We start from the raw sequence: 24434 nt of genomic DNA, 5'->3' as shown, positions 1-24434 counted from the left end.
ATGGTGAGGGGGACACATTCTCCATTCGGAAGGAGAGCCATGCTTGCTCTCACCGAGAACGTGACCGACATCGTGAAGCAGCTCGCCGACGAGGTGCCCGAGATCACTGCCCTCCGCATCGCCACCGAGGTGGACGGGGAGTCCCTGTCCGTGAGCCCGGCCGACCACGCCGAGAGCGAGGACCAGGTCATCGAGCAGGACGGCGCGACCGTCTACGTCGACGGACCCGCGTCGGAGTTCCTCTCCGACAAGGTGCTGGACGGCGGCGTGGACGAGGACGGCACCATCCAGTTCGCGCTGGGCCAGCAGGCCTGACGCACGACTGACACCGACCGACGGAGTCCCGGGCCCATGGGGGTCCGGGACTTCGGTCATCTCGGGGGCGGGTCGCCCGCACCTCGCGCCACCCGGGACATCGACCCGCGACGTGGACAGGTCTGTACCAGCGCTGGCGTGCCCTGACTTCATCTCGCTAGAGTCAGCAGGGTGGCGGGTGCTGAGGGGCTTCTCGGCCGGCACGTCGAGCGGGAGCGGGTGCGTGCCCTGCTCGGGCACGCGCGCAACGGGCGCGGCGGCGCGCTGCTCGTCACCGGCGAGCCGGGGATCGGCAAGACCGCCCTGCTCGATGCCACGACGTCTGACCAGGCCGGGCTGCGCCTGCTCAGGGTGGACGGGTTCGAGGCGGAGTCGATGATCCCCTTCGCCGGCGTGCAGCGGCTGGCGATCCCGTTGCGGGGCTACCTCTCCGAGCTTCCCGAGAGCCACCGCCACGCGCTGCGGGTGGCAGCCGGCGCGACGGACGGCGAGCCGCCCGACCGCTTCCTCGTCGGTCTCGGGGTGCTGGGCCTCCTCGGCGCCGCCGGGGAGGTCGAACCGGTGCTGTGCGTGATCGACGACGCCCACCTGCTCGACCCCGAGTCGCTCGACGTCCTCGGTCTGGTCGCGCGCCGGCTGGAGGCCGAGTCGGTCGCGCTCGTCCTGGCCGGGCGCGACACGGCGCACGTCGCGACCCAGCTGGCCGGCGTTCCCGGTCTGCCCCTCGCCGGGCTCGAGACCGAGTCGGCCCAGCGACTGCTGTCGGCGTCGCTCCCCGAGCCGATCGATCCGGCCGCGGCCGCGCAGGTCATCACCGCCACTGGCGGCAACCCGCTCGCCCTGGTGGACCTGGCGCAGGAGCTGAGCGCACGGCGACTCACCGAGGTGAGCCTGGCCGACGAGCCGCTGCCGATCGGTCACCACCTCGAGGCGCTCTACCTGAGGCGGATCCGCCACCTCGCCGCGGACCTCCAGACCTGGCTGCTGATCGCCGCCGCCGACGCGACCGGCAACATCGACCTGATCCGGGCCGCCGGCCAGGCGTGGGGCCTGCCGGACGACCCGGTCGAGGAGGCGGAGTCGGCGGGCCTCGTCGAGCTCGGCGCGACCATCAAGTTCCGGCACCCTCTGGTGCGCTCGGCGGCGTACAACGCCGTCCAGGGCTCCCAACGCAGGCGGGCCCACCGCGCGCTGTCGGTGGCCGCCGAGCAGCTCGGACTCGTCGAGGTGGCGGCGTGGCACGCCGCCAAGGCGACGCTGGGCACCGACGCGGACGTCGCCGACCGGCTCGAGCGGGTGGCCGACGCAGCCGGTCGACGAGGCGGTCTGGCATCCCGCGCGCGGGTGCTGGCCCAGGCGTCGGAGCTCACCCCGCCCGGTCGCGTGAAGTACGCCCGTCTCGTCGACGCCGCGGAGGCAGCGCTCGGGTCAGGAGCGGCCCAGCTCGCCAAGACCTACCTCGACGACGTGGACGAGGACGCGCTCGACGCCGTGTCCCGGGGGCGGCTCGTCTGGATCCGCGCGAGCATCTCGCTCTTCACCGCCGACCCCGCGCTGATGGAGGCGGGCGCGACCATGCTGTCGGCTGCGGAGTGCTTCCACGGGCACGACACGGCGCTGGAGCAGGAGGCCCTGATCAAGGCGTTCGAGTACACGCTGCCTGCGGAGCGGCTGGCCCGGGGCCTCACGCTGTCGGAGCTCGGGGCCCGGCTGCGAAAGGGTGCGGAGCTGCGTGACGGGACGGCGAGCACCATCCTGCGCGGCCTCAGCGCGCACATCCTGCTCCCGTACGAGCAGGCCGTCCCGGTCATGCGCACCGCGGTCAGGGCGATCCTCGACCTCGACGCCCCCGGCCTGCTGCGTTACGGCGCCACGAGCGTGGCGCTGACGACGGCGCTGTGGGACGCCCACGCCCGGCGCGAGTGCCTCGAGCGGACGGCGGCCGCTGCGCGCGACGCCGGCGCCCTGCAGCTGCTGGACACCACCCTGTGGATCATGTCCCTGGCCGAGCTCTCCGGTGGCACGCCGCGGCACGCGCACGAGTACATCGAGCAGGTGCGTGAGCTCCGCCGGGCCATCGGCTACGACGCCGAGCACGTCATCAACGTGGCACTGCTCGCCTGGGCAGAGGCACCCCGCGCCCAGGTGGAGATGATCGCGGACGGCGCCGGCTCGATGGGCTTCGACGGCGTGCGGTCGGCCGGCTGGGCCGCCCTGGCGGTGCGCGACCTGGCCGAGGGCGACTACGACGGGGCGCGGCGCCGGCTCGAGCCCCTGGTGGCCGATCCCTTCCTGCAGGTCACGCCCCTGCAGCTGCCCGACTACGTCGAGGCGGCCTGCCGGAGTGGGCGCGCACCCGACGCGACGGCGCACGTGCGGCACCTCGAGGGACTGGCGAGGGTCAACGGCTCGCCGTGGAACGCGGGGGTGGCGCACCGCTCGCGCGCGTTGGTCGAGGAGGATGCCGAGCCGCACCACCGCGCGGCGATCGAGGCCCTGGCCGCAGGCGACGTGCCCATCGAGCTGGGTCGCGCCCACCTGCTGTACGGCGAGTGGCTGCGTCGCTCCAAGCGCCGCCGCGACGCCCGGGAGCAGCTCCATGCGGCACTCGCCCTCTTCGAGCGCGGCCAGGCTCCGGCCTTCGCCCACCGGGCCCGCGCCGAGCTCACCGCCATCGGCGACCAGGCCGCTCCAGCCGGCGTGCGCGAACCGCTCGACCTCACCGCTCAACAGCTCACCGTCGCGCGCCTCGCGGCCGCGGGCCGCACCAACGCCGAGATCGGGGCGACGATGTTCCTGAGCCCCAACACCGTCGACTACCACCTGCGCAACGTCTTCCACAAGCTCGGCATCTCGTCCAGACGCCAGCTGGCCGAGCGCCTCGACGGGTCGGACTGACAGGCGTGACCGGCGGCCGGAGTGCGGCCGGACTACGTGGCGTACGTGGTCCGCGTGGTCCCGGACTCCACCACGCTCGGAGGCATCCGACTCCAGCCCCACCTCAGGAGGCCTCGTGCCCTACGTGACCGCCGACGACGGCGCCCGCATCTTCTACAAGGACTGGGGTGTCGACGGCACCCCCGTCATCCTCAGCCACGGCTGGCCCCTCAACGCGGACGCCTGGGAAGCCACCGCCCTGTTCCTCGCCGAGCACGGACACCGCGCGATCGCCCACGACCGTCGCGGTCACGGACGCTCGAGCCAGACGTGGGACGGCAACGAGATGGACACCTACGCCGACGACCTGGCCTGCTTGGTCGAGGCCCTCGACCTCTCGGACCTGACCCTGGTGGGCCACTCCACGGGCGGAGGCGAGGTCGTGCACTACGTGGGTCGCCACGGCACGGCCCGCGTGGCCCGGCTCGTGCTGGTGTCCGCAGTACCGCCGCTGATGCTGCGCACCGACGACAACCCCGACGGCCTTCCGATCGAGGTGTTCGACGACATCCGGGCGGGGGAGGCCGCCAACCGCTCGCAGCTCTACCGCGACCTGGCCGACGGACCGTTCTTCGGGCACAACCGCGACCACGACGTGGCCCAGGGCTTCCGTGACGCCTTCTGGCTCCAGAGCATGGCGTGCGGCCACCGGGCGGCGTACGAGTGCATCGCCGCGTTCAGCGCGACGGACTTCCGTCCCGACCTGGAGAAGGTGGACGTCCCCACCCTGGTCATCCACGGCGACGACGACCAGATCGTGCCCTTCGAGGTCGGTGGCGCGCGGTCGGCGGCCATGGTCGACGGCGCCGAGCTGAAGGTCTACGAGGGAAGCGGCCACGCGCTACCCGACACCGACCGCGACCGCCTCCACGCCGACCTGCTCGCCTTCATCGACTCCTGAGAGGAACCACCCATGACCGAGACACGACCCGAGACCATCGCGCTGGTGCACGGGCTCTGGATGACCCCCCGCAGCTGGGAGCACTGGGTCACGCACTACGAGGCGCAGGGGCACACCGTGCTCACGCCGGGCTACCCCGGATTCGACATCGAGGTCGAGGCGCTGCGGGAGAACCCGCAGGTCATCGCGGACCTCACCGTCCCCGAGACCGTCGACCACCTCGCCTCGGTGGTCGAGGGGGTCGGCACCCCGCCGATCATCATCGGACATTCCTTCGGTGGGACCCTCACGCAGCTGCTCCTGGCCCGCGGGCTGGGGTCGGCGGGGGTGGTCATCGATTCCGCGCCGACCGAGGGCGTCCGGGTGAACCCGGTGTCCCAGGCCAGGTCGCTGTTCCCCGCGCTGAAGAATCCGGCCAACCGGCACAAGGCCGTGGGCTTCACGCCCGAGGAGTTCCACTACGCCTTCACCAACACCCTCTCCGAGGAGGAGTCGCGCAAGGTCTGGGACCGCTACGCGATCGCGGCCCCCGGCCACTGGGTGTGGGAGTACGGGTTGTTCGCCAACTTCAAGCCCGGCCACCAGGACACCTGGGTCGACTACTCCGCCGACCGCGCCCCGCTGCTGTTCATCGCCGGCTCGGAGGACCACATCATGCCGCCGTCGGTGAACCGGTCGAACGCCAAGCACTACGGCAAGTCGCCGGCCGTCACCGAGTACCACGAGTTCGAGGGACGCGACCACTGGACCTGCGCCGCGCCCGGGTGGGAGGCGGTCGCGGACCACGCGCTGACCTGGGCCCGCGAGCACAGCCGTACGGCGTCGACCGGGGCCGTCGGGTCCTGAGCGTCCCATCCGCAAGCGGGGTCGACCGGGCTGGTCCAGCCCGGTCGACCCCGTCCGCGTCCGCGCAACCGCTGATCGATGCGCGAACTACAGTGGCGAGGTGTCGATGAAGCTCGAGGGGGCACTCGCCCTGCGCGACGACCAGCCGGTCGGCAGCTACTGCCCGATCGAGCGCACCCTCACGGTCGTGAGCACCCGGTCGGCGATGCTGGTCCTGCGCGAGGCGTTCTACGGTGCCTCTCGCTTCGAGGAGTTCGCGGCACGAGCCGACCTGACCGACGCGACGACGTCCGCCCGGCTCCGCGACCTGGTCCGGGCCGGCGTCCTCGAGAAGCGCCCGTACCAGGAGCCCGGCCAGCGTCGGCGGCACGAGTACGCCTTGACGCCGGCGGGGGAGGACCTGATGCCGGCGCTGTTCGCGCTGCTCCAGTGGGCCAACCGCCACGACCCGCCGCCGTACCCCCCACAGCTCACCCACGACGGGTGCGGCCGACCGGTGACCATCGAAGCGCGCTGCGACGCCGGGCACCACGTCACGAGCGACGACGTCACCGTCACGGCTGCCGGACCCTTCGGTCTCGACGACCCCGTCGCGTCGACCTGAGGCTCCGGCGCCGAGCCGGCACGGAGACACCGGCCGACCGCGCGAGCGGCCGACCGGTGTCATGTGGACCGGTGACGTGCTGGTCAGCGAGCGGCCTCCCGGATGAGCTTCGTGACGGCTCGCGGGTGGCTCATCATCACCACGTGTGAGCTGTCGACCTCCACGACCCGCGCACCGGCCCTCGCGGCCATCGCGCGCTCGGCCTCCGGCGGGATGATGCGGTCCTGCGTGGCGACGAGGTACCAGCTCGGGATCTCGGCCCATGCCGGCGGACCGGACTCCGTGACGAGGGCTGCCAGGGCGCCGGGTCGCTGGGTGGCTGCCATGAACCGGGTGGTCCGTCGCGGCAGGTCCTGCGCGAAGAGCTCGCCGAACCACGCCGGGTCGATGTAGGCGTCGGCGTTGGGCGGGCTGACGCCGGGAATCGGCCGGAGCACCAAGTGGTCGGTCACCACCGTGTGACCGCCACCCAGGTGGTTGGCCTCCGCGACGCTCTCGCCCTCGGCAGGGGCGTACGCCGCCACGTACACGAGGGAGCGGACGGCGGGGTTGCCCGTCGCGGCGTTGCTGATCACCGCGCCGCCGTAGGAGTGACCGACCAGCACGATCGGTCCCTCGACGGTGGTCAGGAACTCGCGCAGGTAGGCGCCGTCGCTGATCGGGTCACGCAGCGGGTTGGAGAACGCCAGGACCGGGTAGCCCTGGTCCATCAGCTGCGTCGCGACGGCGTCCCACCCGCTGGAGTCGGCGAACGCGCCGTGCACCAGCACGACGGTCGGCCGGTCGCCCCGGTCGGGGTGGCGCACAGGTGGCCGCTGGACGGCGCGGGCGACGTCGGCCGTCGAGGAAACGGTCGGGCCCGGTGGCGAGCCGGACGTGGCGGCGGCGAACAGCGTCCCCACCAGTGTCAGCGCCAGCGTCAGTGGCAGGAGGACGGCCGACAGCGGGCGGGTCAGGAACCGGTGTCTCATCAGGGGACTCCTCGTCTCGTGGGTGACCCCGATCGTCGATCGGCCAGCAACCGGCGCGGACCACGTGCCCCTCGTAGTCGGACAGCGTCGCGAGGCGGGCGCTCACCGTCAGGTGCGCGGGGAAGGAACCCCGAGGACTCGAGCGAACGTGGCAGCAATCGCAGCGCCGTCCCGCTCGCCGTTCGCATGCAGGTCGAGCCACAGCTCAGGCAGGTCCCACCCCTCGAACGACAGGCGGCAGCGACGGTTCGCCTGGTCGAGGTTGATCCAGTAGTCGATGCAGTGAACGGTTTCCCACTGGCCCTCGCCGTAGGTGTCCACGATGCCGCTCTCGGGGTAGCGCTCTGCAAAGCGTCGCGGATCTGCCTCCCACAGGAGGTGGACGACCTCGTTCTGCTGGTCGTCGGCGTACTGCACCTGTCGCACGAAGCCGACGTCCGCGCCCTCGAAGACGGGGTCGCAGGCGTGAGTGACCGAATCGGCCCAGCGCTTGCCCATCATGTGCACTGCAACAGGCTAGATGTTGAGAGACTGAATCGGTGTCGGAGGACAGACCTGCAGAGATCGCCGCGAACCGGAAGCTCTGGGCGATCGTGAACGAGCGATACACGGACGGCGCCGCTGAGAGCATGTGGCGCCGGGAGGAGATGGCGTGGGGCCTGTTCGCCGTACCTGAGGAGCAGTTGGGCGTCCTGGGCGACGTCCGCGGTCTGGACGTCCTCGACCTTGCCTGCGGCACCGGCTACGTCGCCGCCTGGCTCGCACGCGCAGGTGCCCGGCCGGTCGCACTGGACTTCTCCGGTGATCAGCTCGGCACGGCACGGCGGCTCCAGGCCCGGCTCGGCCCCGCCTTCCCCCTGGTCCAGGGGGACGCGGAGCGGACCCCGTTGGTCAGCGGGCAGTTCGACCTCATCGTGAGCGAGCACGGCGCGGCAGCCTGGTGCGACCCGGCGCGCTGGCTGCCCGAGGCGGCCAGGCTGTTGCGCCCCGGCGGTCGGCTGGTCTTCCTGACCAACAGCAACCTGTCGACGCTGTGCGTCCCGGCCGAGGGCGGCGTGGCGCAGGACCGGCTCCTCCGCGGGCAGCGCGAGGTCCACCGGGTTCATTGGCCGGGCGGCGGGTTCGAGTTCCATCCGTCGCACGGTGAGTGGGTCGGACAGCTGCGCCGCTCCGGCTTCGTCGTGGAGGCGATGCACGAGCTCTACGCGCCGGCCGACGGGCTCGACCATCCCTTCTACGAGATCGTGTCCCCGGAGTGGGCGACGGCGTGGCCGGCGGAGGAGCTGTGGGTGGCGGTCCTCGGCCAGCCGGCGGAACAGTGACGCAGCCCGGGCGTCTGCGGGGCGCCCCGCCGCACTGTGGCCCACAATGCGTCCGTGCGGGCGGCGATCCCGGCGATGCGCGATCAGCAGGGCCTGGGTGTCGGAGGCTCGATGGACTGTGGCGCAGGCCAGCCGTGGGACTCGCGGGTGAACGAGATCTGGGTGCCGGCAGGCGACGCGGTGACCAGCAACTTCTACGACGTCTGGGTGACGCTGACGTTCAGGTGACCTCGGCGCTCGTCGGCTAGCAGGGTCATGCGACCGCATCAGCCTTGCTCACCTGTCGTCCGCCCTGATCTGCCGTTACCAGGTGAGCCGGCGGGCGCTTCGGGGGACCGTCGGCAGCACTGTTGACCGATCGCCAACTCAATGGTTGGCTCATGCTGTGACTCCCCCACGCACCCGCCTCGACGCCGCGGAGCGGCGTGCTCAGATCCTCGATGCGGCCAACAAGCTGTTCGCCGAACACGGCTATGACGGCGTCGCCGTCGACGACATCGCACGCGCAGCCGGCGTCACGCGCGGGCTCGTGCATCACTACTTCGGTGGACGCAAGGATGTCTATCTCGGCCTGCTCGCGTGGCTGGGCGCAATGCGCGAGGACGAGCTCCGGCCGCCGACGGGGCGGAGCGCCCGCGCGCGCGTAGGGGACTCGGTGTCGCGCTGGCTGGACTGGACCGAGGCGAACCGGACAGTCTGGCTCGCAGCAATGGCGCCCGGAGAGGACGTAGCGGATCCCGAAGTGCGGGACGTGCTCGCCGAGCTGGTACGTCGCGCCGTTGTGCTCCTGGCCCAGTTCCACGCCGACATCGCCGAGGACACCCCCCGGCTGCGCTACGCGTTGGAGTGCTGGACGGGTCTCAATCGTACGGCGACGCGGCGCTGGTTGCGGGGCGAGGCGTCACGCGAGACGACCCATGAACTCCTCGCCTCGACACTCGAACATGTCCTTCGCAACTTCGGGAAGCCCGCGACGACCTAGTCCTGTCCCCACGGAGCGGGCACGGCTCGCACCACCACCGGAGCAGTCGACGCGGATCGGCCGCGATCTCACTGCGGGATCACGAGCAGCCGATGCGGTGCGCCCCCCGGCGCGCGGGCGCTTCGACCCCTAGCGAGCAGCACTCCGCCATAAGTTGGCGATACGTCAACAACTAATTAGCATTGTGCCAACAGTCCCCCCCCTTGGCGTAGCGAGCCAATCTCACTGGAAGGCACCACTTGAACCTCCGCACCCTCCGCATCGCAGGGACGTTCGGCGTCTCTGCGTTCGTCATCGCCTGCGCAGCTTCTCCCGGCAGCGCAGCCACCCCGACCACCACGATCCGCCACGGCGACTTCATCGGCGGTCTGTCGGACACCCGCTCGGCCGGGCACGTCGAGTTCATGGACGACAGCCTCCGCGTCTACACCGACAACAACACGTCACAGGCGAAGGCAGCCGAGTACTTCTCCATCGCCCCGGAGTTCCCGACCCAGGGCTCGATCGCCTGGACCGGCACCAGCCCCGCCCCCGGAGCCCAGCTCGTGTTCGACGTCGACGGCGTCACCGGCAATGGCAACGACTACAACATCCTCGTGGGCGAGTCGGTCTACGGCCAGAACTGGTGGCTGACGAACAGCTCCAGCGCGGCGGCCAAGGCAGCTGACCCGTCCGGTACCAACGACGGCGGAAACGGCTCGTCCTACTTCGGCACGTTGGCCGAGTGGAAGGCAGCCCTGCCCGAAGCGCGCGCACTGGCGGGTGGCTTCTCACTCGGGTCCGGTGTCCTCGGCAACGGGTACATCCACTCCATCACCCTCGGGGAGGACTCCTACGTGTTCACCGACCGCGGCGTGGACGGCACTGACGGCACTGACGGAGCGACCGGCGCCACTGGTGCCCAGGGCCCCGCAGGTCCGGCAGGTCCGGCAGGTCCCGCAGGTCCCGCAAGCGCCGTGACCACCAAGGCGGCTACCGACGCGATCGGCGGGTACAGCATTGTCAAGCCGGCCGTGAACCGCATCCGGATCATTCTGTCGACCGTCGACCAGGACGCCCCGGTCGCCAAGAAGGTGTCGTGGGTCGTGAAGGCCGACGGCAAGCCGATCGCGGTGATCTCGCAGGGCCACGGCGCCAAGAGCATCGTGACCGCTCGCTTCGCGAAGCTGTCGGGAACTCACACCGTCTCGATCGTGAAGAACAAGACGGCCCTCCGCTCCCTCCAGGTGCGCACCGGCCGCTGACCCACGGACCAGCGCCCGGAGGTGCCGACCCGAGACGGCCCTCCGGGCGTTGCCACCTCATCCGGATCTCGGCAGATTAGTGCGCTCATCGCGGCAGATCCGGGCGAGCGTAGGCGCCCTCAACGCGGCAGATCCGGATGTTCAACGGTTGACCTCGAGCCCCCGCCGCGGCGTCACATCTGCAGCCGCGGGTCGTCGCTCGGGTCGTCGTACGGTGGCGGACAGCCCATCTCGACGGCGCCGGGATCCAGCTCGAAGTGCCACGGCTCGTTGTCGTACACCTGGCACAGGCCGTAGTCGGCGCCGTGCTGCGCCAACCAGTCGACGGCGTTACTCGGCCCCAGGTCGACGGCCGCCCCCGCCTCGTGAACGGACGTGCCGGGCCGCGCGACCCACGCCGTGGCCGCGGCCTCCGTGCCGTGCTCGGCGACTGCCTCCTCGAACAGCAGCGACTGGTACGCCTTCGACCGCCACCCGCTATTGACAACGATCCCGATGCCCTGGGCGGACGCGTCCGCCGTGGCGGCGCGGAGCTCCTCGAGGAGCCGACTGTCCAAACGGACAACCCCGGGGTGGTCGTCGAACACCGTCGCGCCGGCCGGCAGCATGCCGTCCGCGAAGTGGCGCGACGCACCGAACGGCGGCCGGGGAGGACCTTCGGGGACGGGGGCCACCAGCGCGACGGACGACGACGGGTCCTGGGTTGTGGCGCAACCGAGGGCGAGCATCGCGACGAGGGCGAGCGCGGAGGGAAGGTGTCGTGACATGCGACCAGTGAAGAGAGCGCGACGTTGCCAGAGCGTATGCCGTTTTCGATACGCCGACGACACACCGCGCTCTCTACCATCGGGGCATGCGCGTGCTGATCGTCGAGGACGAGCCCCTGATGGCGGGCGCCATTCGTGACGGCCTGCGGCTCGAGGCGATCGCGGCCGACGTAGCCGGTGACGGCGATGCCGCGCTCGAGCTGCTCGGGGTGAACTCCTACGACATCGCCGTCCTCGACCGCGACATCCCGGGGCCCTCCGGCGACGACGTCGCTGCGCAGATCGTCGCGTCCGGCTCGGGCCTACCAATTCTCCTGCTGACGGCCGCCGACCGGCTCGACGACAAGGCGTCCGGCTTCGAGCTCGGCGCCGACGACTACCTCACCAAGCCGTTCGAGCTGCAGGAGCTGGTCCTCCGACTGCGCGCCCTGGACCGCAGACGCGGTCACCACCGGCCACCGGTGCGTGAGCTCGCCGGGCTGCGCGTCGATCCGTTCCGGCGCGAGGTGCACCGCGATGGGCGCTACGTCGCCCTCACCCGCAAGCAGTTCGCCGTGCTCGAGGTCCTGGTCGCAGCGGAGGGCGGGGTGGTGAGTGCCGAGGAGCTGCTGGAGCGGGCCTGGGACGAGCACGCCGACCCGTTGACCAACGCCGTACGCATCACGGTGTCCGCGCTGCGCAAGCGCCTCGGCGAGCCGTGGGTGATCGCCACCGTGCCTGGGGTGGGTTACCGCATCGACGTGTCGGACGCAGACCGTCGTGGCTAGGCCGCCCGGGCCCAGCGTCCGGCTGCGGCTGACCCTCAGCTATGCGGGCTTCGTGCTGGTCGCGGGCGCTGGGTTGCTGGCCGTGGTGTGGGTCTTCCTGCTGCGCTACGTGCCCGACGAGGCCGGGTCGACGAGCGGACCCGGCGCGCCGGACGGCGGGTTCGGCAGCACGTTCATGCCGGGCCGGTCCGACCTCTGGGACGCCTTCGCGCCCAAGGCCGCGCTGATGATGGGCCTGCTCCTCGTCGTCGGGCTGGCCGGCGGCTGGGTCCTCGCCGGCAGGATGCTCGCGCCACTCGACCGCATCACCGCGGCGACCCGCTCCGCCGGCAGCGGCGCTCTCGACCACCGCATCCGGCTGTCTGGCCGCAACGACGAGTTCCGCGAGCTGGCCGACGCCTTCGACGCCATGCTCGAACGCCTCGAGCGCCACGTCGCCGAGCAGCAGCGTTTCGCGGCCAACGCCTCGCACGAGCTGCGTACGCCGCTCGCGATCACCCAGACATTGCTCGACGTGGCCGCGAAGGACCCCGACCCGGACGTCGACCTGCTCGTCGAGCGACTGCGCACTGTCAACACTCGGGCCATCGATCTCACCGAGGCGCTGCTGGTGTTGAGCCGGGCCGACCAGCGCAGCTTCGAGCGGGGGCCTGTCGACCTGTCGCTCCTCGCGGAGGAAGCGGCCGAGGTGTTGCTCCCGCTCGCCGAGGAGCGCGGCGTCACGATCACGACCGCGGGCGAGGCGGCCGCGACGTCGGGCTCACGCGCGCTCCTGCTCCAGCTGATCACGAACCTGCTGCACAACGCGATCGTGCACAACCTGCCGTCCGGCGGCAGCGCGTGGGTCACCACCCGGACCACCTCGTCGGGGGTCGCCCTCGTGGTGGAGAACACCGGCGACCGCCTCGATCGGCTCCTCGTCGATACGCTGGCCGAGCCGTTCCGACGCGGCTCCGGCCGGCTGCACGACGACCACGGGGGCGTCGGCCTGGGCCTGGCGATCGTCCAGCGGATCGCGGCGGCGCACGACGGGACGCTGTCCCTCGACCCTCGCCCCGGCGGGGGGTTGGTCGCGACCATGAGCCTGCCCCGACGCTGACCAGCTCGCGCAACGGGGGCACCGTGGCGACTGCAACAGGCACATCCACTCACTGACCTAGGTGGGTCGGCGCCGCCAGAGACGTGCACTCGAGCCAGGCACCTATCGGCTTCGCGGGGGTGTTCGGGCCTTTCGCTGGTCGCACGCACGTCGGTGCGGGCAGATCCGGTCGTTCGAGGGCGACACAACGTGATGAGCGCGTCATCGGGCGGCACGACCACGAGCTCGGGTGCGGGTCGAGGGACACGGCCGCCTCGCCCTGCCGTCCTGACCGTTCCCGTCTCCTGCGAAGGTCGGCCGGACGATCAGGCGCGCCGCCCGATCACGGGGGAGTAGCGGTATCCGAGCTCGTCGTGCGGCTGGTTGCGGAGCGAGGCGCCCGCGAACGAGTCGCGGCTCGCGAATCTGGCCAACGCATGCAGGCCGAGGAAGATGAGGAAGACGGCGATGAAGGTCATAGCGGGTCCTTTCGTGTGAGTGCCCGCAGGGGTGCGGGAAGTTCCCGTTACTTACGATACGCAAAACGTATCGTTTTTATTCCCGACGATGCTGCGGTCCACGCCTCGGTCAGGAGACCGCCGTCATGTCCTGTCCTTGAGGGCCGGCGCGGTGTCCATGACGGCATGGAGGCGCCAACTGGCATTCGGCCCGAACGTTGCTATGGTCGAGGACATGGAGGGGAACTTGGTGCTCGAGGCGGCTGCGCCCGACCGCACCTACCTGCCCTCCCACGTGCCGTCCGGTGCCGCTCTGCTCGCCATCGAGCTCAGCGAAGAAGCGCGCGGCATCCGTGGTCTCGACGTGCTGCGTCGCAGCGTCGACCGCGCCCCTCCCGGCCGCTGAGCTGAACGGTCCCGGGTGCACCGCCTCGCAGCACCCGTTCCTCGACCCACTGACGTCCGGATCATCCGCTAGGGCGCTCACACCTGCTCGTGCAGGACGGCACCCACGGGACACATACCCGCTGCGCGGTCCTGTTCACCCAGCCGCTCTCGGGACCGTCTCGTGGCAGTCGGCCAGCGTCACCTGCGACCACCTCGTCGTCAGCTGACCTCGGCGCCCACCTCACCCCCTCCTCTCCACCTTCACGAAAGCCCCTCAGCCATGCCCCAGTCCGTTGCCATCGTCGGAGCCGGAATGGTCGGACTCGCGACCGCCTGGCACCTCCAGGAACACGGCATCCACGTCACTGTCTACGAACGCCATCACGTCGCCGCGGGCTCCTCATGGGGCAACGCCGGCTGGCTCACCCCCGCCCTCACCGCGCCCCTGCCCGAGCCTGCCGTCCTGCGCTACGGCGTCCGCGCCGTCGTCAGCCCGTCCTCACCTGTCTACGTCCCGCTTCGGCCCGACCCGCGGCTGCTTCGCTTCCTCACCGGGTTCGCCCGCCACAGCACAGAGCGGCACTGGGGACGCGGGATGCGCGCCTACGCCCCCATGAACCGTCGCGCCCTCGACGCCTTCGACGAGCTCACCGACAACGGTGTCGCGGCCACCACCCGGCCTGCGGACCCGTTCCTCGCAGCCTTCCGCACCCCTGAGGAGCGAGCAGCACTCGTCGACGAGCTCGAGCACATCCAGGACGCCGGCCAGGCCGTGAAGTACGACCTCCTCACCGGCCACGAGGCCCGCGGTATCGAACCGGCCCTGTCCTCGGCAGTCGGGGCAGTCATCCGCCTGTACGACCAGCGCTACATCAACCCGCCGGCCTTCGTAGGAGAGCTCGCTCGAGCGGTCATGGACCGCGGGGGCCGGATCGTCGAGGGCGCGTCCGTCTCCGGCGTCCGCCCCGCGAACGGCGGCGCCTACCTCACCACCCGCGAAGACATCGACGGCACCAACCGCTACGACGCCGTCGTGCTCGCCAACGGCGCATGGATCGGGCACCTCGGTCGCCAGTTCGGCGTACGGCAGCCCGTCCAGGCTGGCCGCGGCTACTCCTTCAGCGTGGCCGGCGAGCACCTTCCGTCCACGCCCCTGTACTTCCCCGCCCAACGAGTCGCCTGCACGCCGCTCCACGGCCCCAACGGAACGCGGCTGCGCGTCGCCGGGATGATGGAGTTCCGCGCCCCCGACGCAGCACTCGACCGACGCCGTATCGGCGCGATCGTCAACGCCGCGCGCCCCTTGCTGGACGGCGTCGACCTCGACAACCGTCGTGACGAGTGGGTCGGGTCCCGCCCGTGCACCGCAGACGGTCTGCCGCTCATCGGCGGCACCCGCGCACCCGGCGTGTACGTCGCGGGCGGGCACGGCATGTGGGGCATCGCCCTCGGGCCGCTGACCGGCAAGCTCCTCGCCGACCAGATCGCCACCGGAGTCACGCCGCCCGAGCTCGTGGCGTTCGACCCGCTGCGCTGACCTGCCCCAGGCCGCCGGACCCGGCCCTACCCCCGCGCCAGCGGACGTGCCCATGGTCCGAGCCATCAGCCTCCACGGGAGTCGGAGCGGAGAGGAGGGGTCCGAAGATGGACGTTGTCGTCAGCGACGGAGTTCTCGACCCATGCGAGCAGCTGCGGCCGCCACGCGCGCACGCTTTCCCTTCGCGCCCTCCCGCCGGCGCGGCCCTCGCCGCGCTGCGGCTCAGCGAGGAGGCGCGAGGAGTTCGAGGCCTCGACGTGCTGCGACGGAGCGTCGATCGCGCCCCGCCCGTCCCGGCCTGACCGTCATCCAGCCAGTACGCCACGTACCCCGCTGACAGCGCAGCCGAGCACCGACGCCACTCACGGATCGTGAGCGACGCCGCGGCGTGAGCCTGCCTGCGCCTCCACGACCCCGCAAAGGACATCCGCGTGCGCACGCCCATCCATCAGCACCAGCTGACCACCCCCGTTCCGGACTCGACGCCGCCGGAGCACAGACCGAACACCGAGGACACGCCCGGCACGTGGGATCACCTGGAAACTCGCGCACTCGGGCGGACGGCAGTGGCTTCGACCACATCGTTGGACGCGACACTGGCCGCGCTCGCGCTCAGGCGACAAGAACAGCTCTTGAACTGAGGCGCTCGGCAGGCGCAAGCGGCTCTGGTCCGCGCGTGAACGGGGAATAGTCGCCGATCGCGTGCGTTCAGACTGCGTGTGCGCGCCATCGACCCTTCTGCTGCAGCTGTGACGCGAAAGTCGATGCCCTCAGCGCGTGACACGGGACCAGCGGCGAACATCCTCGGCACGCGCTCCCAGCGGATGCTGGCTGAGCTGGGCCGGTTCCTCACCGTGGGGGGCGTCGCCACGATCGTCGCCTTCATCCTCTTCAACGTGCTGGTCCACGGCTTCAGCACCGGCAACCACGCGCTCCTCCGCGATCGACCGATCCTTGCCTACGTGCTGGCCAACAGCGTCGGCATGGTGATCAGCTACCGCGGTGCCAGGAGCTGGGCATTCCGAGACCGCCCGCCGCGGCAAGCGGACGGCGGCCGGTCGGCGTACGTGCTGATCAACCTGGCCACAATGTCGCTTCCCATCGCGTGCCTCATCATCAGCCGCGACGTGCTGGGTTTCGACGACCCGTTGTCGGACAACATCTCGGCCAACCTCATCGGTCTCGTGCTCGGCCTCGCTGCGCGGTTCTACCTCTTCCGCCGATTCGTCTTTCGACGGCCGGTCACGCCGCGCAGCCACTTCGCACAGAGGTCGGAACTCGTCGATGCCGTAGATCCGCGGGACCTCCGCATCTCGGCATGAGCGGACGCGCGGTCGCGGCAGATCCGGGCGACCGTAGCCGCCCGCAGCGCGGGCAGAACCGGTAGCCCGCGCCAGGCGGCTGCTTGAGATGCCGGGACCGTTGCCGCCGTCGTCGGCGTTGCGGCCGGGTGGTCGGAGGTGGACGCTGGGGGAATGCGCGTGCCGGGCGTACGAGGTGGCCGCTCTGGAGCCAGTCTGGTCCTGGTCCTGGTCCTGGCGTTGGTGCTGCTCGCCGCCTGCACCTCGAGCTCAGACGACTCACCTCGCCCGTCGAGCGACACCTCGGGCGCGGCTGCCGATGCTGCGGAGGAACCCCTCGTTCTCGACCGGATCGTCGAGTCGTGGCAGAGCCCCAGCGCCGACGTCTACCTCGAGGACCTCCCTGGGGCGATTCTCGTGGCCTTGGAGAATGGTGAGACCCGCTCCCTTGCCGTCGGCAACTCTCGACTGGCCCCGGACGAGCCGATGCGCGTCGACGACCGCTTCGGTGCCGGAAGCGTCACCAAGCCGATGGTCGCAGCCGCCATTCTCCAGCTCGAGGACCAGGGAGCACTCAACCTCACGGACACGGTCGAGGAGTGGCTCCCAGGCATGCTGCCGTTCGGCAAGGGGGTCACCATCGAAGACCTGCTCGACCACCGCAGCGGCATCTTCGACGTCGCCAACGCTGATCCCGACTTCCCCCTCGACATCGATCTGACCGACCAACGGCTACGCCGCCTGCTGGACCACCCGCCCACAGGCCCACCGGACAAGACCACGCGCTACACCAACCCGGGCTACTGGCTGCTCGGCAAGATCATCGAGCGGGCGACCGGCCACCAGCTGGCGCACGAGCTGGACACGCGGGTGTTCACCCCTGCAGGGATGACAGACACCGTGCTGTCAGCCGACCTGCGCGGCGAACCGCGCCTCGTGCGCGGGTACGACAAGAACGGCGAGGACATCACGCCGAGCGACTACACGGGACCCTGGGCTGCCGGCGGTGTCGTGACCACCGGCGGCGACCTCGTCCGGTTCCTCGACACTCTCCTCCACAAGGACCTCGTCTCCGACGCCAATCTGGACGAGATGACCACCTCTCGCGGAGACCTGGCGGCCGGTGCGGGTTACGGGCTCGGCGTCCTGCTTGCGGACAGCAGGTGCGGTGAACTCATCGGCCACGACGGCGAAATCGCCGGCTACCGCACCTTCGCCTTCTACAACCCGGCCAACGGCCGCACCGTGGTCGCGTTCACCAACACCTCGACGAACGCTGCCGACGAGGCGCTCGCGTACCTCACCGTCGACGGCCTCTGCTATTAGTGATACGGACCCCGCGGGGGCTCACCGACCAGACGCCGGGCACAACTCAAGCACCGACCTCATCTCGGCAGATCCGTGAGCTCATCGCGGCAGATCCGGATGCTTGCGGGCTAGGTTTCTTCGTGCGCACGAGACTGTGTAGTGGTTGCGGACGGGGAGGATGAGTGACGAGCGAATCGCCTGACTGGTTGCCGCTGCTGCGCCTGCACACCGAGCGATTCGGTGACGTTGCTCGGGATGCCGAACTCGACGCACCGGTGCCTTCCTGTCCAGGTTGGTCATTGCGAGACCTTGTGGTGCACCTGGGCGGTGTCCATCAATGGGCGACTCACGCCGTAGTCGAAGGCAACCCCAACCTCCGACCGGAACCACCCGCCGACGAAGGGCGCTCGGGGTTGACCGCGTGGTACCGCCGACACGCCTCGCATCTGGTCGAGGTCCTGGCCTCGACAGCGACGGACGCGCCCGCATGGACCCTCGACGACCGAGACCCCTCCGCGCAGTTCTGGATGAGGCGTCAGGTTCACGAGACCGTGATGCATGCTTGGGACGCCGAGAATGCACTAGGCCGGCCTCGACCCATGGACCCGTCCCTCGCTTGGGATGGAGTCCTCGAGGTTCGGGACGTGATCTACCCACGGCAAGTGAGGCTCGGGCGCGTTCAGCCTCTGTCACGTCCCGTCCGCGTGATTGGTACGGACGTCTCCGGGTTCGCCGTCCTCGGCGACGGCGACGGCGAGTCAATCGTGCTGCGAGACAAGGCGGAGACACTGCTGCGGTTGCTGTGGCATCGCGCGGATCCTCACGTCCACGTGTCGGACCGACAAGCGCGCGGTCTCTTGTCAGGTGCCTTGACCCCGTAGCCCTCGCCGTCCGCGCATCGGCGTGAGCGGATGCACGGATCGCCGGAACGCTCACTCGTGAGTAGCCTCCGCCAGATGCAGGAGCAGTGGCATCTGTCAGATCAACCGGGCCCGGTCGAAGCGGACGTCATTGTCGCGACGATCGAGCGGCGAGTCTCGCAGGGCACGATGACCACGTGGCTGGAGAGCTCACGTGGCCGCACGATCTCCCTGGTGAGTAATGGCTCTCGAGCGATGGTCGTGCTCCTGGAGCACAGCGACGGCGACCCTGGGGAACATGCGATCGACCCAGCGGGAGCGGGGTCGAGTGGGGGTTTCGTCCTCGAGAACGGTCAAGTTGATGACTACCCCGACCAAGACACCGTGCCGATGGAAGAGGCGCTGCGGATCCTGGCCCACCTTGTTGCCGAGGGCGTGCCCCCGAGTGATGCCTCGTGGCAGGTGGATCGCTAGCGGCATCGCCACGATCGCTCATCGGCATGTGCGGACACTCGGGACGCGGCAGATCGAGACATCAACAGCCGGTTCCCGCCGAACCTGTGCGCGCCTTCAGTCCGAGGCGCGATGCTGTCCCAGGGTCAGAACTTTTGGGGGAGGTCGCCATGCGGCTCGGTGTGTCTGCCGCACTCTGGTGCGCGTTGCTGCTCGCTGGGTGCGATGTCGGACTGGGACGAAGCGTCATCGTCGTCAACCAGACCAGTGAACCCCTGACGATCGACGGGGATGAACTGCGACCCCACGGGGGCCGATGGAACTACGGATTCCAAGGTTGCAGTCATGATGCGCTCGACATTCTCGACGCCGCCGGCGAGGAGTATGCCCAGATCGACGTGGGCTGGTGCGATGGCGAGGTCTGGACGATCACCGGGCCTGGCGAGGTTTCGGTCGAAGAGGAAGAGTAGAGAGCGCCGATTGCGCGGAGCGCTGATCGCGGCAGATCCGGACGTCACCCGTCTTCGTCTGACACCTCGTCCTGCGCCTCGTCGAGAAGTCCGTGGTACTCGATCCAGTCCGGATGCGCAGCGAAGAAGGCCGGAAGGTCCTCCGCCGCCAGCGTCTGGATCTCCTCGCCCGTGTAGTGGTCACATGCCAGCCACAACTCAGGCGCATCGTGCGACTTGTCGTCTGGGTGGATGAACAGGTCGTACACGTAGACCTCCCTCCGCCGATACTCCGCGAGCCGTTCCTCCACCCTGCCAGCGATGCGCGCGGTGAACTCTTGGTACCGGTGTCGCTCCTCCAGAGTCCACTCATCGGGGTAGGACATGAGATGAGGCTAGGGCACCGACGGGGGACGCCTCGTTGAGAAATGGACGCTCCGGAGACCGTCGACGAGATGGGCGGCTACGGGACCATGCTCGGTTCGCGGCAGGTCCGGATGTCAACGAAGGGCGTAGAACCAACTTCCCTCGAAGTCTCGGGCGACTGTCTCTTCTGACTGCACGCTCACTCCGCTGACGTTCTGCGCTGGGAAGCCGTGGTGCTCCGCGATCCGACGCGCCTCCGAGAGCAGGCGAGGTTTCGTGCCCGTCAAGGCGTCACGCTCGGCGTCAGTAGCCGTTCCGAGCCACACCCAGGCATCGTCCTGGAGCGGGAAGGCGGACACGTACTCAACCCGCAACACCCCCCACTCCCCGAACCTCCTCAACAGCGCAGGCTTCATGTCCTGCAGCAGCGCCCATCGCGGATCAGTCACCAGGCAACCGTAGATCCGAACCGCGTCAGCGTCCGCTCATCGACATGGGCGGACGCGCCAGTCGCGGTGGGTCCGGACTGACCGGGCGACCCGGTGAGCTAGTGCGGTGATCGTGGCGCACCCGGTGCATCAGGATCACCGCGCTGTCCGGTTCTCCTCCGCCCGCCGCAGCAGGACGGTGCGCTCGCCCTCGTTGCGGGTCCGCGAGGCCGCATCGGCGAACGCGTCCGCGGCCTCGGAGTGGCGTCCGGCCCGCTCGAGCAGGTCGCCCCGCACGCTGGGCACCAGTGGCGAGTCCCCGAGAGCCGCGGGATCGACGGCGTCGAGCACGGCGAGCCCCGCTGGGGCCCCGTGCGCCCGGCCGTGGGCCACGGCCCGGTTGACCTCGACGACCGGGCTGGGCGCGGCCCGCGCGAGGACGTCGTACAGCGCGGCGATGCGCGCCCAGTCCGTGTCCTTGGCGAGCGACGCAGTGGCGTGCTCGGCGGCGATGGAGGCCTGGAGGAAGTAGCGACCGACCGGCGCACCGTCGGCGGCGAGGCGGGAGGCGGCCCGCAGCGCCGCGAGGCCGCGCCGGATCATCAGCTCGTCCCACCGGGAGCGGTCCTGCGCCTCGAGCAGCACCGGGGTGCCGTCCGCGGAGAGACGAGCCGCGGTCCGCGATCCCTGCAGCTCGAGCAGCGCCTGCAGGCCGAGCACCTCGGGCTCGTCGGGCGCCAGGTCGGCCAGCATGCGGGCCAGCCGTGTCGCCTCGGCCGCGAGGTCGGGGCGCATCCAGTCGTCGCCCGCGGTGGCGGCGTAGCCCTCGTTGAAGATCAGGTACACCACGGCCATCACGTCGTCGAGGCGCGCCGTCCGCTCCGCGCCCGTCGGCAGCTCGAGCTCCGCCCGGGCGGACGTCAGCGTCTTCTTCGCCCGCGAGATGCGCTGGCCCATCGTCGTCTCGCTGGTGAGGAAGCCGCGGGCGATCTCCGCGGTGGTGAGGCCCCCGACCAGCCGCAGCGTGAGCGCGGCGCGGGACTCGGGGGTCAGGGAGGGATGGCAGGAGAGGAAGACCAGCCGCAGGACGTCGTCCTCGATGTGGTCGACCTGGTCGTCGAGGTCGGTCACCCGTGCCTCCTCCCCGCCCCCGGCGTGCTCCAGCTCGGCCACCTTGCGACGCAGCGTGTCGGCGCGCCGGAAGTGGTCGACACCGCGGCGCTTGGCCGTCGTCATCAGCCAGGCCGACGGGTTGTCCGGGATCCCCGACACGGGCCACTGCTCCAGCGCGGCGACGAGCGCGTCCTGCGCAAGGTCCTCTGCCAGGTCGACGTCGCGCGTCATCCGGGCGAGGGCGCCGACGAGGCGGGCCGACTCGGCCCGCCACGTGGCGATGACGATCTCTTGGGCCCCCGTGGGGTCGTCGTACGTCCCTGCCGGCACGCGGCCAGCGTAGTGAGCCGGCGTCAGTCGCCGGGCGCGTCCGGGCCCTCGGACACCTGGCGCAGCGTGGAGACCACGGTGACCTCCGGCCAGTGCTTCGCGTGCAGCTCGGCGAAGAGCTGCTGGTCGGCCACGGCCTCCTCGAGGCTGGCGTACTCCATCAACGACCAGCCGCCGACGACCTCCTTGCCCTCGGCGTAGGGCCCGTCGACACGGGTGATCTCACCCCGGCGGACCACGAAGTTGACGGCGTCCTCGGTGCCGAAGAGCCCGCCGCCGTCGAGGAACGAGCCGTTGGCGGCGCGCTCCCCGATGAAGACGTCCATCGCGTCGAACAGCGACTGCGGCGGCACCCCGATGCCCTCTTCCATCCTGACGAATCCCATGAAACGCGGCATTGTGATCGTTCCTCCTGTGGTGCGGTGGATGTGTTCTCGCACGTACGTCGAACGGGTGCGGCGCGGCTCGACATCGGCGCCGCCGATTTCTTCGACGTCTTTCCCGACATCCTTCTCCGACGGGTGCCGCGCTTGCCACCCCCGCGCACCATGGACCCATGAAGCCCCTCGCACCGGCGCTGGCCGGACTGCTGACCGTGCTGGCCACGGCCTGTTCCGGGGACACCGCGGCCTCCGGCTCGCTCGGCCCGGCATCGGGGGAGGGGGACGACGGCTGGCCCTTCGCCGTCGAGGAGCTCGACCGGCTCGACGAGCCCTGGGCGATGGCGTTCCTGCCCGACACCGGCGACCTGCTCATCACCGAGCGCAGCGGCACGCTCCACCTGCGCGACGCCGAGACCGGTGACAGGGTCGCGGTCGCGGGCGTGCCCGAGGTGGTCGACGCCGGCCAGGGCGGGCTGGGCGACGTCCTGCCCGCGCCGTCGTACGAGGAGGACGGGCTGGTGTACCTCAGCTGGGTCGAGGCGGGCGACGGCGGTACGGGTGCCGTCGTGGGTCGCGCGGTGCTCGAGACCGACGGGGACGGGCCGCGCCTCGACGGCCTCGAGGTGGTGTGGCGCCAGACGCCGAAGGTCGACGGCGACGGGCACTTCAGCCACCGCCTCGCCTTCTCGCCCGACGGCGAGCACCTCTTCGTCTCCTCGGGCGACCGTCAGCTCGGCGATCCGGCCCAGGACAACACCGACACGCTGGGCACGATCGTGCGCCTCACACCCGACGGCGAGCCCGCGCCGGGCAACCCGCTCGCCGACCAAGGAGGGGTGGGCGCCGAGATCTGGAGCTGGGGCCACCGCAACCCGCTTGGACTCGAGCACGCTCCCGACGGCACCCTGTGGTCCTCGGAGATGGGGCCCGAGGGCGGCGACGAGCTCAACCTGATCGAAGCCGGCTCGAACTACGGCTGGCCCGAGGTGTCCGACGGCAGCGACTACGGCGGCGGGGAGATCCCCGACCACGCCGAGGGTGACGGGTACGCCGCCCCCGTGCGGTCGTGGAACCCCAGCATCTCGCCGGGAAGCCTGATGGTCTACGGCGGCGAGTTGTTCGAGGGCTGGACGGGCGACGCGTTCCTCGGCGCGCTGTCGGGCGAGGCGCTGGTACGCGTGGACCTCGACGGCCGGACCGCGGGCGAGACGGAGGTCTTCGACATGGGCGCACGCGTGCGTGCTGTCGAGGAAGGCCCCGACGGCGCGATCTGGGTGCTCGAGGACGAGGGCGCCGGACGGTTGCTGCGCCTGACCCCGGCCAGGTAGCAGCAGGTCTTCCCACGGATCCCACCTGTGGCCCTCGAAGCCCGAGCAGATGATCTAGGGTCGTCGCCTGTGACAGAAGCCATGATCTCGGCACGGGGACTGCGCAAGTCGTTCGGCGACTTCGAGGCTGTCAAGGGCATCGACGTGGAGGTGCGACGGGGCGAGGCGTTCGGCTTCCTCGGCCCCAACGGCGCGGGCAAGTCGAGCACGATGCGGATGATCGCGTCGGTGAGCCCCGTGAGCTCCGGCGAGCTGCGCATCCTCGGCATGGACCCCGCCACCGACGGCCCCGCGATCCGCAGCCGGCTCGGGGTGTGCCCGCAGGAGGACACGCTCGACAACGAGCTCAACGTGTTCGACAACCTCTACATCTACGGCCGCTACTTCGGCATCGACCGTGCCACCTGCCGCGAGCGCGCGCAGGAGCTGCTCGAGTTCGCGCAGATCACCGACAAGGCGAAGGCCAAGGTCGAGGACCTGTCAGGCGGCATGAAGCGTCGGCTGACGATCGCCCGCAGCCTGATCAACAACCCCGACCTGCTGCTGCTCGACGAGCCGACCACCGGCCTCGACCCGCAGGCCCGCCACGCGCTCTGGGACCAGCTGTTCCGCCTCCGGCAAGCGGGCGTGACCCTGGTCCTGAGCACCCATTTCATGGATGAGGCCGAGCAGCTGTGCTCGCGGCTGATCGTCATGGACAAGGGCCTGATTGCCGCCGAGGGGTCACCACGCGAACTCATCGACGCGCACTCCACCCGCGAGGTCGCCGAGCTCCGCTTCGGCGTCGGCGAGCACGAGGCGCTCGCGGAGAAGATCGAGGACCTGGGGGAGCGGGTCGAGGTGCTGCCCGACCGGCTGCTCGTCTACAGCGACCACGGCGAGGACGTCGTCACGGCCGTCCTCGACCGCGGGCTGCACCCGATCGCCACCCTCGTGCGCCGCTCCACCCTCGAGGACGTCTTCCTGCGCCTCACCGGCCGGAGCCTGGCGGACTGATGG

General features: G+C 70.5%; 29 protein-coding genes. 21 read left to right on the top strand and 8 right to left on the bottom strand.

What is annotated here, in order from left to right:
- Positions 1 to 39: 39 nt before the first annotated feature.
- The 5 genes from JOD65_RS15880 (at position 40) to JOD65_RS15860 (ending at position 5603) form a co-directional block, all read left to right on the top strand.
- The gene (locus JOD65_RS15880) at positions 40 to 315 is read left to right on the top strand and encodes a Fe-S cluster assembly protein HesB (RefSeq protein WP_191195876.1); all 276 of its coding nucleotides are present in this window, start codon (positions 40 to 42) and stop codon (positions 313 to 315) included.
- A 171-nt stretch (positions 316 to 486) separates the two neighbouring features.
- Positions 487 to 3213 carry a helix-turn-helix transcriptional regulator gene (locus JOD65_RS24100; protein WP_191195875.1) on the top strand — a complete coding sequence of 909 codons (2727 nt, stop codon included), beginning with the start codon at positions 487 to 489 and terminating at the stop codon, positions 3211 to 3213.
- A gap of 115 nt (positions 3214 to 3328) precedes the next feature.
- Positions 3329 to 4153: an alpha/beta fold hydrolase gene (locus JOD65_RS15870; RefSeq protein WP_191195874.1), complete on the top strand. Its 825-nt coding sequence runs from the start codon at positions 3329 to 3331 to the stop codon at positions 4151 to 4153.
- Positions 4154 to 4165: 12 nt separating this feature from the next.
- The gene (locus tag JOD65_RS15865) at positions 4166 to 4999 is read left to right on the top strand and encodes an alpha/beta hydrolase (protein ID WP_191195873.1); all 834 of its coding nucleotides are present in this window, start codon (positions 4166 to 4168) and stop codon (positions 4997 to 4999) included.
- A gap of 106 nt (positions 5000 to 5105) precedes the next feature.
- Complete coding sequence (locus JOD65_RS15860; RefSeq protein ID WP_191196236.1) at positions 5106 to 5603, top strand: winged helix-turn-helix transcriptional regulator; 498 nt, start codon at positions 5106 to 5108, stop codon at positions 5601 to 5603.
- Positions 5604 to 5686: 83 nt separating this feature from the next.
- Here JOD65_RS15860 and JOD65_RS15855 read toward each other — a convergent pair whose 3' ends face one another.
- Positions 5687 to 6574 (bottom strand): alpha/beta fold hydrolase, encoded by an 888-nt coding sequence (locus tag JOD65_RS15855; RefSeq protein ID WP_191195872.1) that lies wholly within the window; start codon positions 6572 to 6574, stop codon positions 5687 to 5689.
- Positions 6575 to 6682: 108 nt separating this feature from the next.
- On the bottom strand, positions 6683 to 7081 hold the full coding sequence (locus tag JOD65_RS15850) for a hypothetical protein (RefSeq protein WP_191195871.1): 399 nt from the start codon (positions 7079 to 7081) through the stop codon (positions 6683 to 6685).
- A 32-nt stretch (positions 7082 to 7113) separates the two neighbouring features.
- Here JOD65_RS15850 and JOD65_RS15845 point away from each other — a divergent pair, with 32 nt between their 5' ends.
- The 4 genes from JOD65_RS15845 (at position 7114) to JOD65_RS15830 (ending at position 10122) form a co-directional block, all read left to right on the top strand.
- On the top strand, positions 7114 to 7896 hold the full coding sequence (locus JOD65_RS15845; RefSeq protein WP_204811228.1) for a class I SAM-dependent methyltransferase: 783 nt from the start codon (positions 7114 to 7116) through the stop codon (positions 7894 to 7896).
- Between the two features lie 54 nt (positions 7897 to 7950).
- Positions 7951 to 8124: a hypothetical protein gene (locus JOD65_RS15840; RefSeq protein ID WP_191195870.1), complete on the top strand. Its 174-nt coding sequence runs from the start codon at positions 7951 to 7953 to the stop codon at positions 8122 to 8124.
- A 157-nt stretch (positions 8125 to 8281) separates the two neighbouring features.
- Complete coding sequence (locus tag JOD65_RS15835; protein ID WP_191195869.1) at positions 8282 to 8878, top strand: TetR/AcrR family transcriptional regulator; 597 nt, start codon at positions 8282 to 8284, stop codon at positions 8876 to 8878.
- Positions 8879 to 9117: 239 nt separating this feature from the next.
- The gene (locus JOD65_RS15830) at positions 9118 to 10122 is read left to right on the top strand and encodes a hypothetical protein (RefSeq protein WP_191195868.1); all 1005 of its coding nucleotides are present in this window, start codon (positions 9118 to 9120) and stop codon (positions 10120 to 10122) included.
- 173 nt (positions 10123 to 10295) lie between these two features.
- Here the strand turns inward: JOD65_RS15830 and JOD65_RS15825 are convergent, their stop codons facing one another.
- On the bottom strand, positions 10296 to 10889 hold the full coding sequence (locus tag JOD65_RS15825; protein ID WP_224747758.1) for a M15 family metallopeptidase: 594 nt from the start codon (positions 10887 to 10889) through the stop codon (positions 10296 to 10298).
- 86 nt (positions 10890 to 10975) lie between these two features.
- On the opposite strand from JOD65_RS15825, the gene JOD65_RS15820 reads away from it, so the two are divergent.
- Together JOD65_RS15820 and JOD65_RS15815 are read left to right on the top strand one after the other, a co-directional pair.
- Positions 10976 to 11656: a response regulator transcription factor gene (locus JOD65_RS15820; RefSeq protein WP_191195867.1), complete on the top strand. Its 681-nt coding sequence runs from the start codon at positions 10976 to 10978 to the stop codon at positions 11654 to 11656.
- Complete coding sequence (locus JOD65_RS15815; protein ID WP_191195866.1) at positions 11649 to 12755, top strand: sensor histidine kinase; 1107 nt, start codon at positions 11649 to 11651, stop codon at positions 12753 to 12755. Before JOD65_RS15820 ends, JOD65_RS15815 begins: the two co-directional genes overlap by 8 nt.
- A 305-nt stretch (positions 12756 to 13060) precedes the next feature.
- Here the strand turns inward: JOD65_RS15815 and JOD65_RS15810 are convergent, their stop codons facing one another.
- Positions 13061 to 13213 carry a hypothetical protein gene (locus JOD65_RS15810; protein WP_191195865.1) on the bottom strand — a complete coding sequence of 51 codons (153 nt, stop codon included), beginning with the start codon at positions 13211 to 13213 and terminating at the stop codon, positions 13061 to 13063.
- A 214-nt stretch (positions 13214 to 13427) separates the two neighbouring features.
- Between JOD65_RS15810 and JOD65_RS15805 the strand changes: the two genes are divergently transcribed.
- From JOD65_RS15805 to JOD65_RS15770, 8 genes are all read left to right on the top strand, one after another.
- Positions 13428 to 13598: a type 1 glutamine amidotransferase family protein gene (locus JOD65_RS15805; RefSeq protein ID WP_191195864.1), complete on the top strand. Its 171-nt coding sequence runs from the start codon at positions 13428 to 13430 to the stop codon at positions 13596 to 13598.
- Positions 13599 to 13859: 261 nt separating this feature from the next.
- Positions 13860 to 15116, top strand: a complete 1257-nt coding sequence (locus JOD65_RS15800) for an NAD(P)/FAD-dependent oxidoreductase (RefSeq protein WP_191195863.1) — start codon at positions 13860 to 13862, stop codon at positions 15114 to 15116.
- Positions 15117 to 15547: 431 nt separating this feature from the next.
- Positions 15548 to 15757, top strand: coding sequence for a hypothetical protein (locus JOD65_RS15795; RefSeq protein ID WP_191195862.1), 210 nt, complete (start codon positions 15548 to 15550; stop codon positions 15755 to 15757).
- Between the two features lie 78 nt (positions 15758 to 15835).
- Positions 15836 to 16438, top strand: a complete 603-nt coding sequence (locus JOD65_RS15790; protein ID WP_191195861.1) for a GtrA family protein — start codon at positions 15836 to 15838, stop codon at positions 16436 to 16438.
- Positions 16439 to 16591: 153 nt separating this feature from the next.
- Complete coding sequence (locus tag JOD65_RS15785; protein WP_191195860.1) at positions 16592 to 17743, top strand: serine hydrolase domain-containing protein; 1152 nt, start codon at positions 16592 to 16594, stop codon at positions 17741 to 17743.
- Between the two features lie 164 nt (positions 17744 to 17907).
- Positions 17908 to 18606, top strand: a complete 699-nt coding sequence (locus JOD65_RS24200) for a maleylpyruvate isomerase family mycothiol-dependent enzyme (protein ID WP_191195859.1) — start codon at positions 17908 to 17910, stop codon at positions 18604 to 18606.
- 75 nt (positions 18607 to 18681) lie between these two features.
- Entirely contained in the window at positions 18682 to 19059 is a 378-nt protein-coding gene (locus JOD65_RS15775) for a hypothetical protein (protein ID WP_191195858.1), read from the top strand.
- Positions 19060 to 19208: 149 nt separating this feature from the next.
- Positions 19209 to 19508, top strand: a complete 300-nt coding sequence (locus JOD65_RS15770) for a hypothetical protein (RefSeq protein WP_191195857.1) — start codon at positions 19209 to 19211, stop codon at positions 19506 to 19508.
- 44 nt (positions 19509 to 19552) lie between these two features.
- Here JOD65_RS15770 and JOD65_RS15765 read toward each other — a convergent pair whose 3' ends face one another.
- The 4 genes from JOD65_RS15765 to JOD65_RS15750 form a co-directional block, all read right to left on the bottom strand.
- Positions 19553 to 19873, bottom strand: coding sequence for a hypothetical protein (locus JOD65_RS15765; RefSeq protein ID WP_191195856.1), 321 nt, complete (start codon positions 19871 to 19873; stop codon positions 19553 to 19555).
- Positions 19874 to 19987: 114 nt separating this feature from the next.
- Positions 19988 to 20302 (bottom strand): hypothetical protein, encoded by a 315-nt coding sequence (locus JOD65_RS15760; protein WP_191195855.1) that lies wholly within the window; start codon positions 20300 to 20302, stop codon positions 19988 to 19990.
- Positions 20303 to 20437: 135 nt separating this feature from the next.
- Positions 20438 to 21724: an RNA polymerase sigma factor gene (locus JOD65_RS15755; RefSeq protein WP_191195854.1), complete on the bottom strand. Its 1287-nt coding sequence runs from the start codon at positions 21722 to 21724 to the stop codon at positions 20438 to 20440.
- 23 nt (positions 21725 to 21747) lie between these two features.
- Positions 21748 to 22110, bottom strand: coding sequence for a YciI family protein (locus tag JOD65_RS15750; protein WP_224747757.1), 363 nt, complete (start codon positions 22108 to 22110; stop codon positions 21748 to 21750).
- 170 nt (positions 22111 to 22280) lie between these two features.
- Here JOD65_RS15750 and JOD65_RS15745 point away from each other — a divergent pair, with 170 nt between their 5' ends.
- A complete protein-coding gene (locus JOD65_RS15745) occupies positions 22281 to 23435 on the top strand; it encodes a PQQ-dependent sugar dehydrogenase (protein ID WP_191195852.1) in 1155 nt (384 codons plus the stop codon).
- A 69-nt stretch (positions 23436 to 23504) separates the two neighbouring features.
- Positions 23505 to 24431, top strand: a complete 927-nt coding sequence (locus JOD65_RS15740) for an ABC transporter ATP-binding protein (RefSeq protein WP_443678557.1) — start codon at positions 23505 to 23507, stop codon at positions 24429 to 24431.
- Positions 24432 to 24434: the final 3 nt, after the last annotated feature.

Origin of the sequence: Nocardioides cavernae (assembly GCF_016907475.1) — a bacterium.
Classification (GTDB): domain Bacteria; phylum Actinomycetota; class Actinomycetes; order Propionibacteriales; family Nocardioidaceae; genus Nocardioides; species Nocardioides cavernae.
Note: the sequence above shows the minus strand (reverse complement) of the source record. Positions and strands in the feature narration are given on the sequence as shown.

Excerpts from the sequence above, each read along its gene's own strand:
- JOD65_RS15880 (WP_191195876.1), top strand. The coding sequence starts at position 40 with ATGCTTGCTCTCACCGAGAACGTGACCGACATCGTGAAGCAGCTCGCC.
- JOD65_RS15865 (WP_191195873.1), top strand. The coding sequence starts at position 4,166 with ATGACCGAGACACGACCCGAGACCATCGCGCTGGTGCACGGGCTCTGG.
- JOD65_RS15860 (WP_191196236.1), top strand. The coding sequence starts at position 5,106 with ATGAAGCTCGAGGGGGCACTCGCCCTGCGCGACGACCAGCCGGTCGGC.
- JOD65_RS15855 (WP_191195872.1), bottom strand. The coding sequence starts at position 6,574 with ATGAGACACCGGTTCCTGACCCGCCCGCTGTCGGCCGTCCTCCTGCCA.
- JOD65_RS15825 (WP_224747758.1), bottom strand. The coding sequence starts at position 10,889 with ATGTCACGACACCTTCCCTCCGCGCTCGCCCTCGTCGCGATGCTCGCC.
- JOD65_RS15820 (WP_191195867.1), top strand. The coding sequence starts at position 10,976 with ATGCGCGTGCTGATCGTCGAGGACGAGCCCCTGATGGCGGGCGCCATT.
- JOD65_RS15810 (WP_191195865.1), bottom strand. The coding sequence starts at position 13,213 with ATGACCTTCATCGCCGTCTTCCTCATCTTCCTCGGCCTGCATGCGTTG.
- JOD65_RS15805 (WP_191195864.1), top strand. The coding sequence starts at position 13,428 with ATGGAGGGGAACTTGGTGCTCGAGGCGGCTGCGCCCGACCGCACCTAC.
- JOD65_RS15800 (WP_191195863.1), top strand. The coding sequence starts at position 13,860 with ATGCCCCAGTCCGTTGCCATCGTCGGAGCCGGAATGGTCGGACTCGCG.
- JOD65_RS15785 (WP_191195860.1), top strand. The coding sequence starts at position 16,592 with ATGCGCGTGCCGGGCGTACGAGGTGGCCGCTCTGGAGCCAGTCTGGTC.
- JOD65_RS15775 (WP_191195858.1), top strand. The coding sequence starts at position 18,682 with ATGCAGGAGCAGTGGCATCTGTCAGATCAACCGGGCCCGGTCGAAGCG.
- JOD65_RS15770 (WP_191195857.1), top strand. The coding sequence starts at position 19,209 with ATGCGGCTCGGTGTGTCTGCCGCACTCTGGTGCGCGTTGCTGCTCGCT.
- JOD65_RS15765 (WP_191195856.1), bottom strand. The coding sequence starts at position 19,873 with ATGTCCTACCCCGATGAGTGGACTCTGGAGGAGCGACACCGGTACCAA.
- JOD65_RS15750 (WP_224747757.1), bottom strand. The coding sequence starts at position 22,110 with ATGGGATTCGTCAGGATGGAAGAGGGCATCGGGGTGCCGCCGCAGTCG.
- JOD65_RS15745 (WP_191195852.1), top strand. The coding sequence starts at position 22,281 with ATGAAGCCCCTCGCACCGGCGCTGGCCGGACTGCTGACCGTGCTGGCC.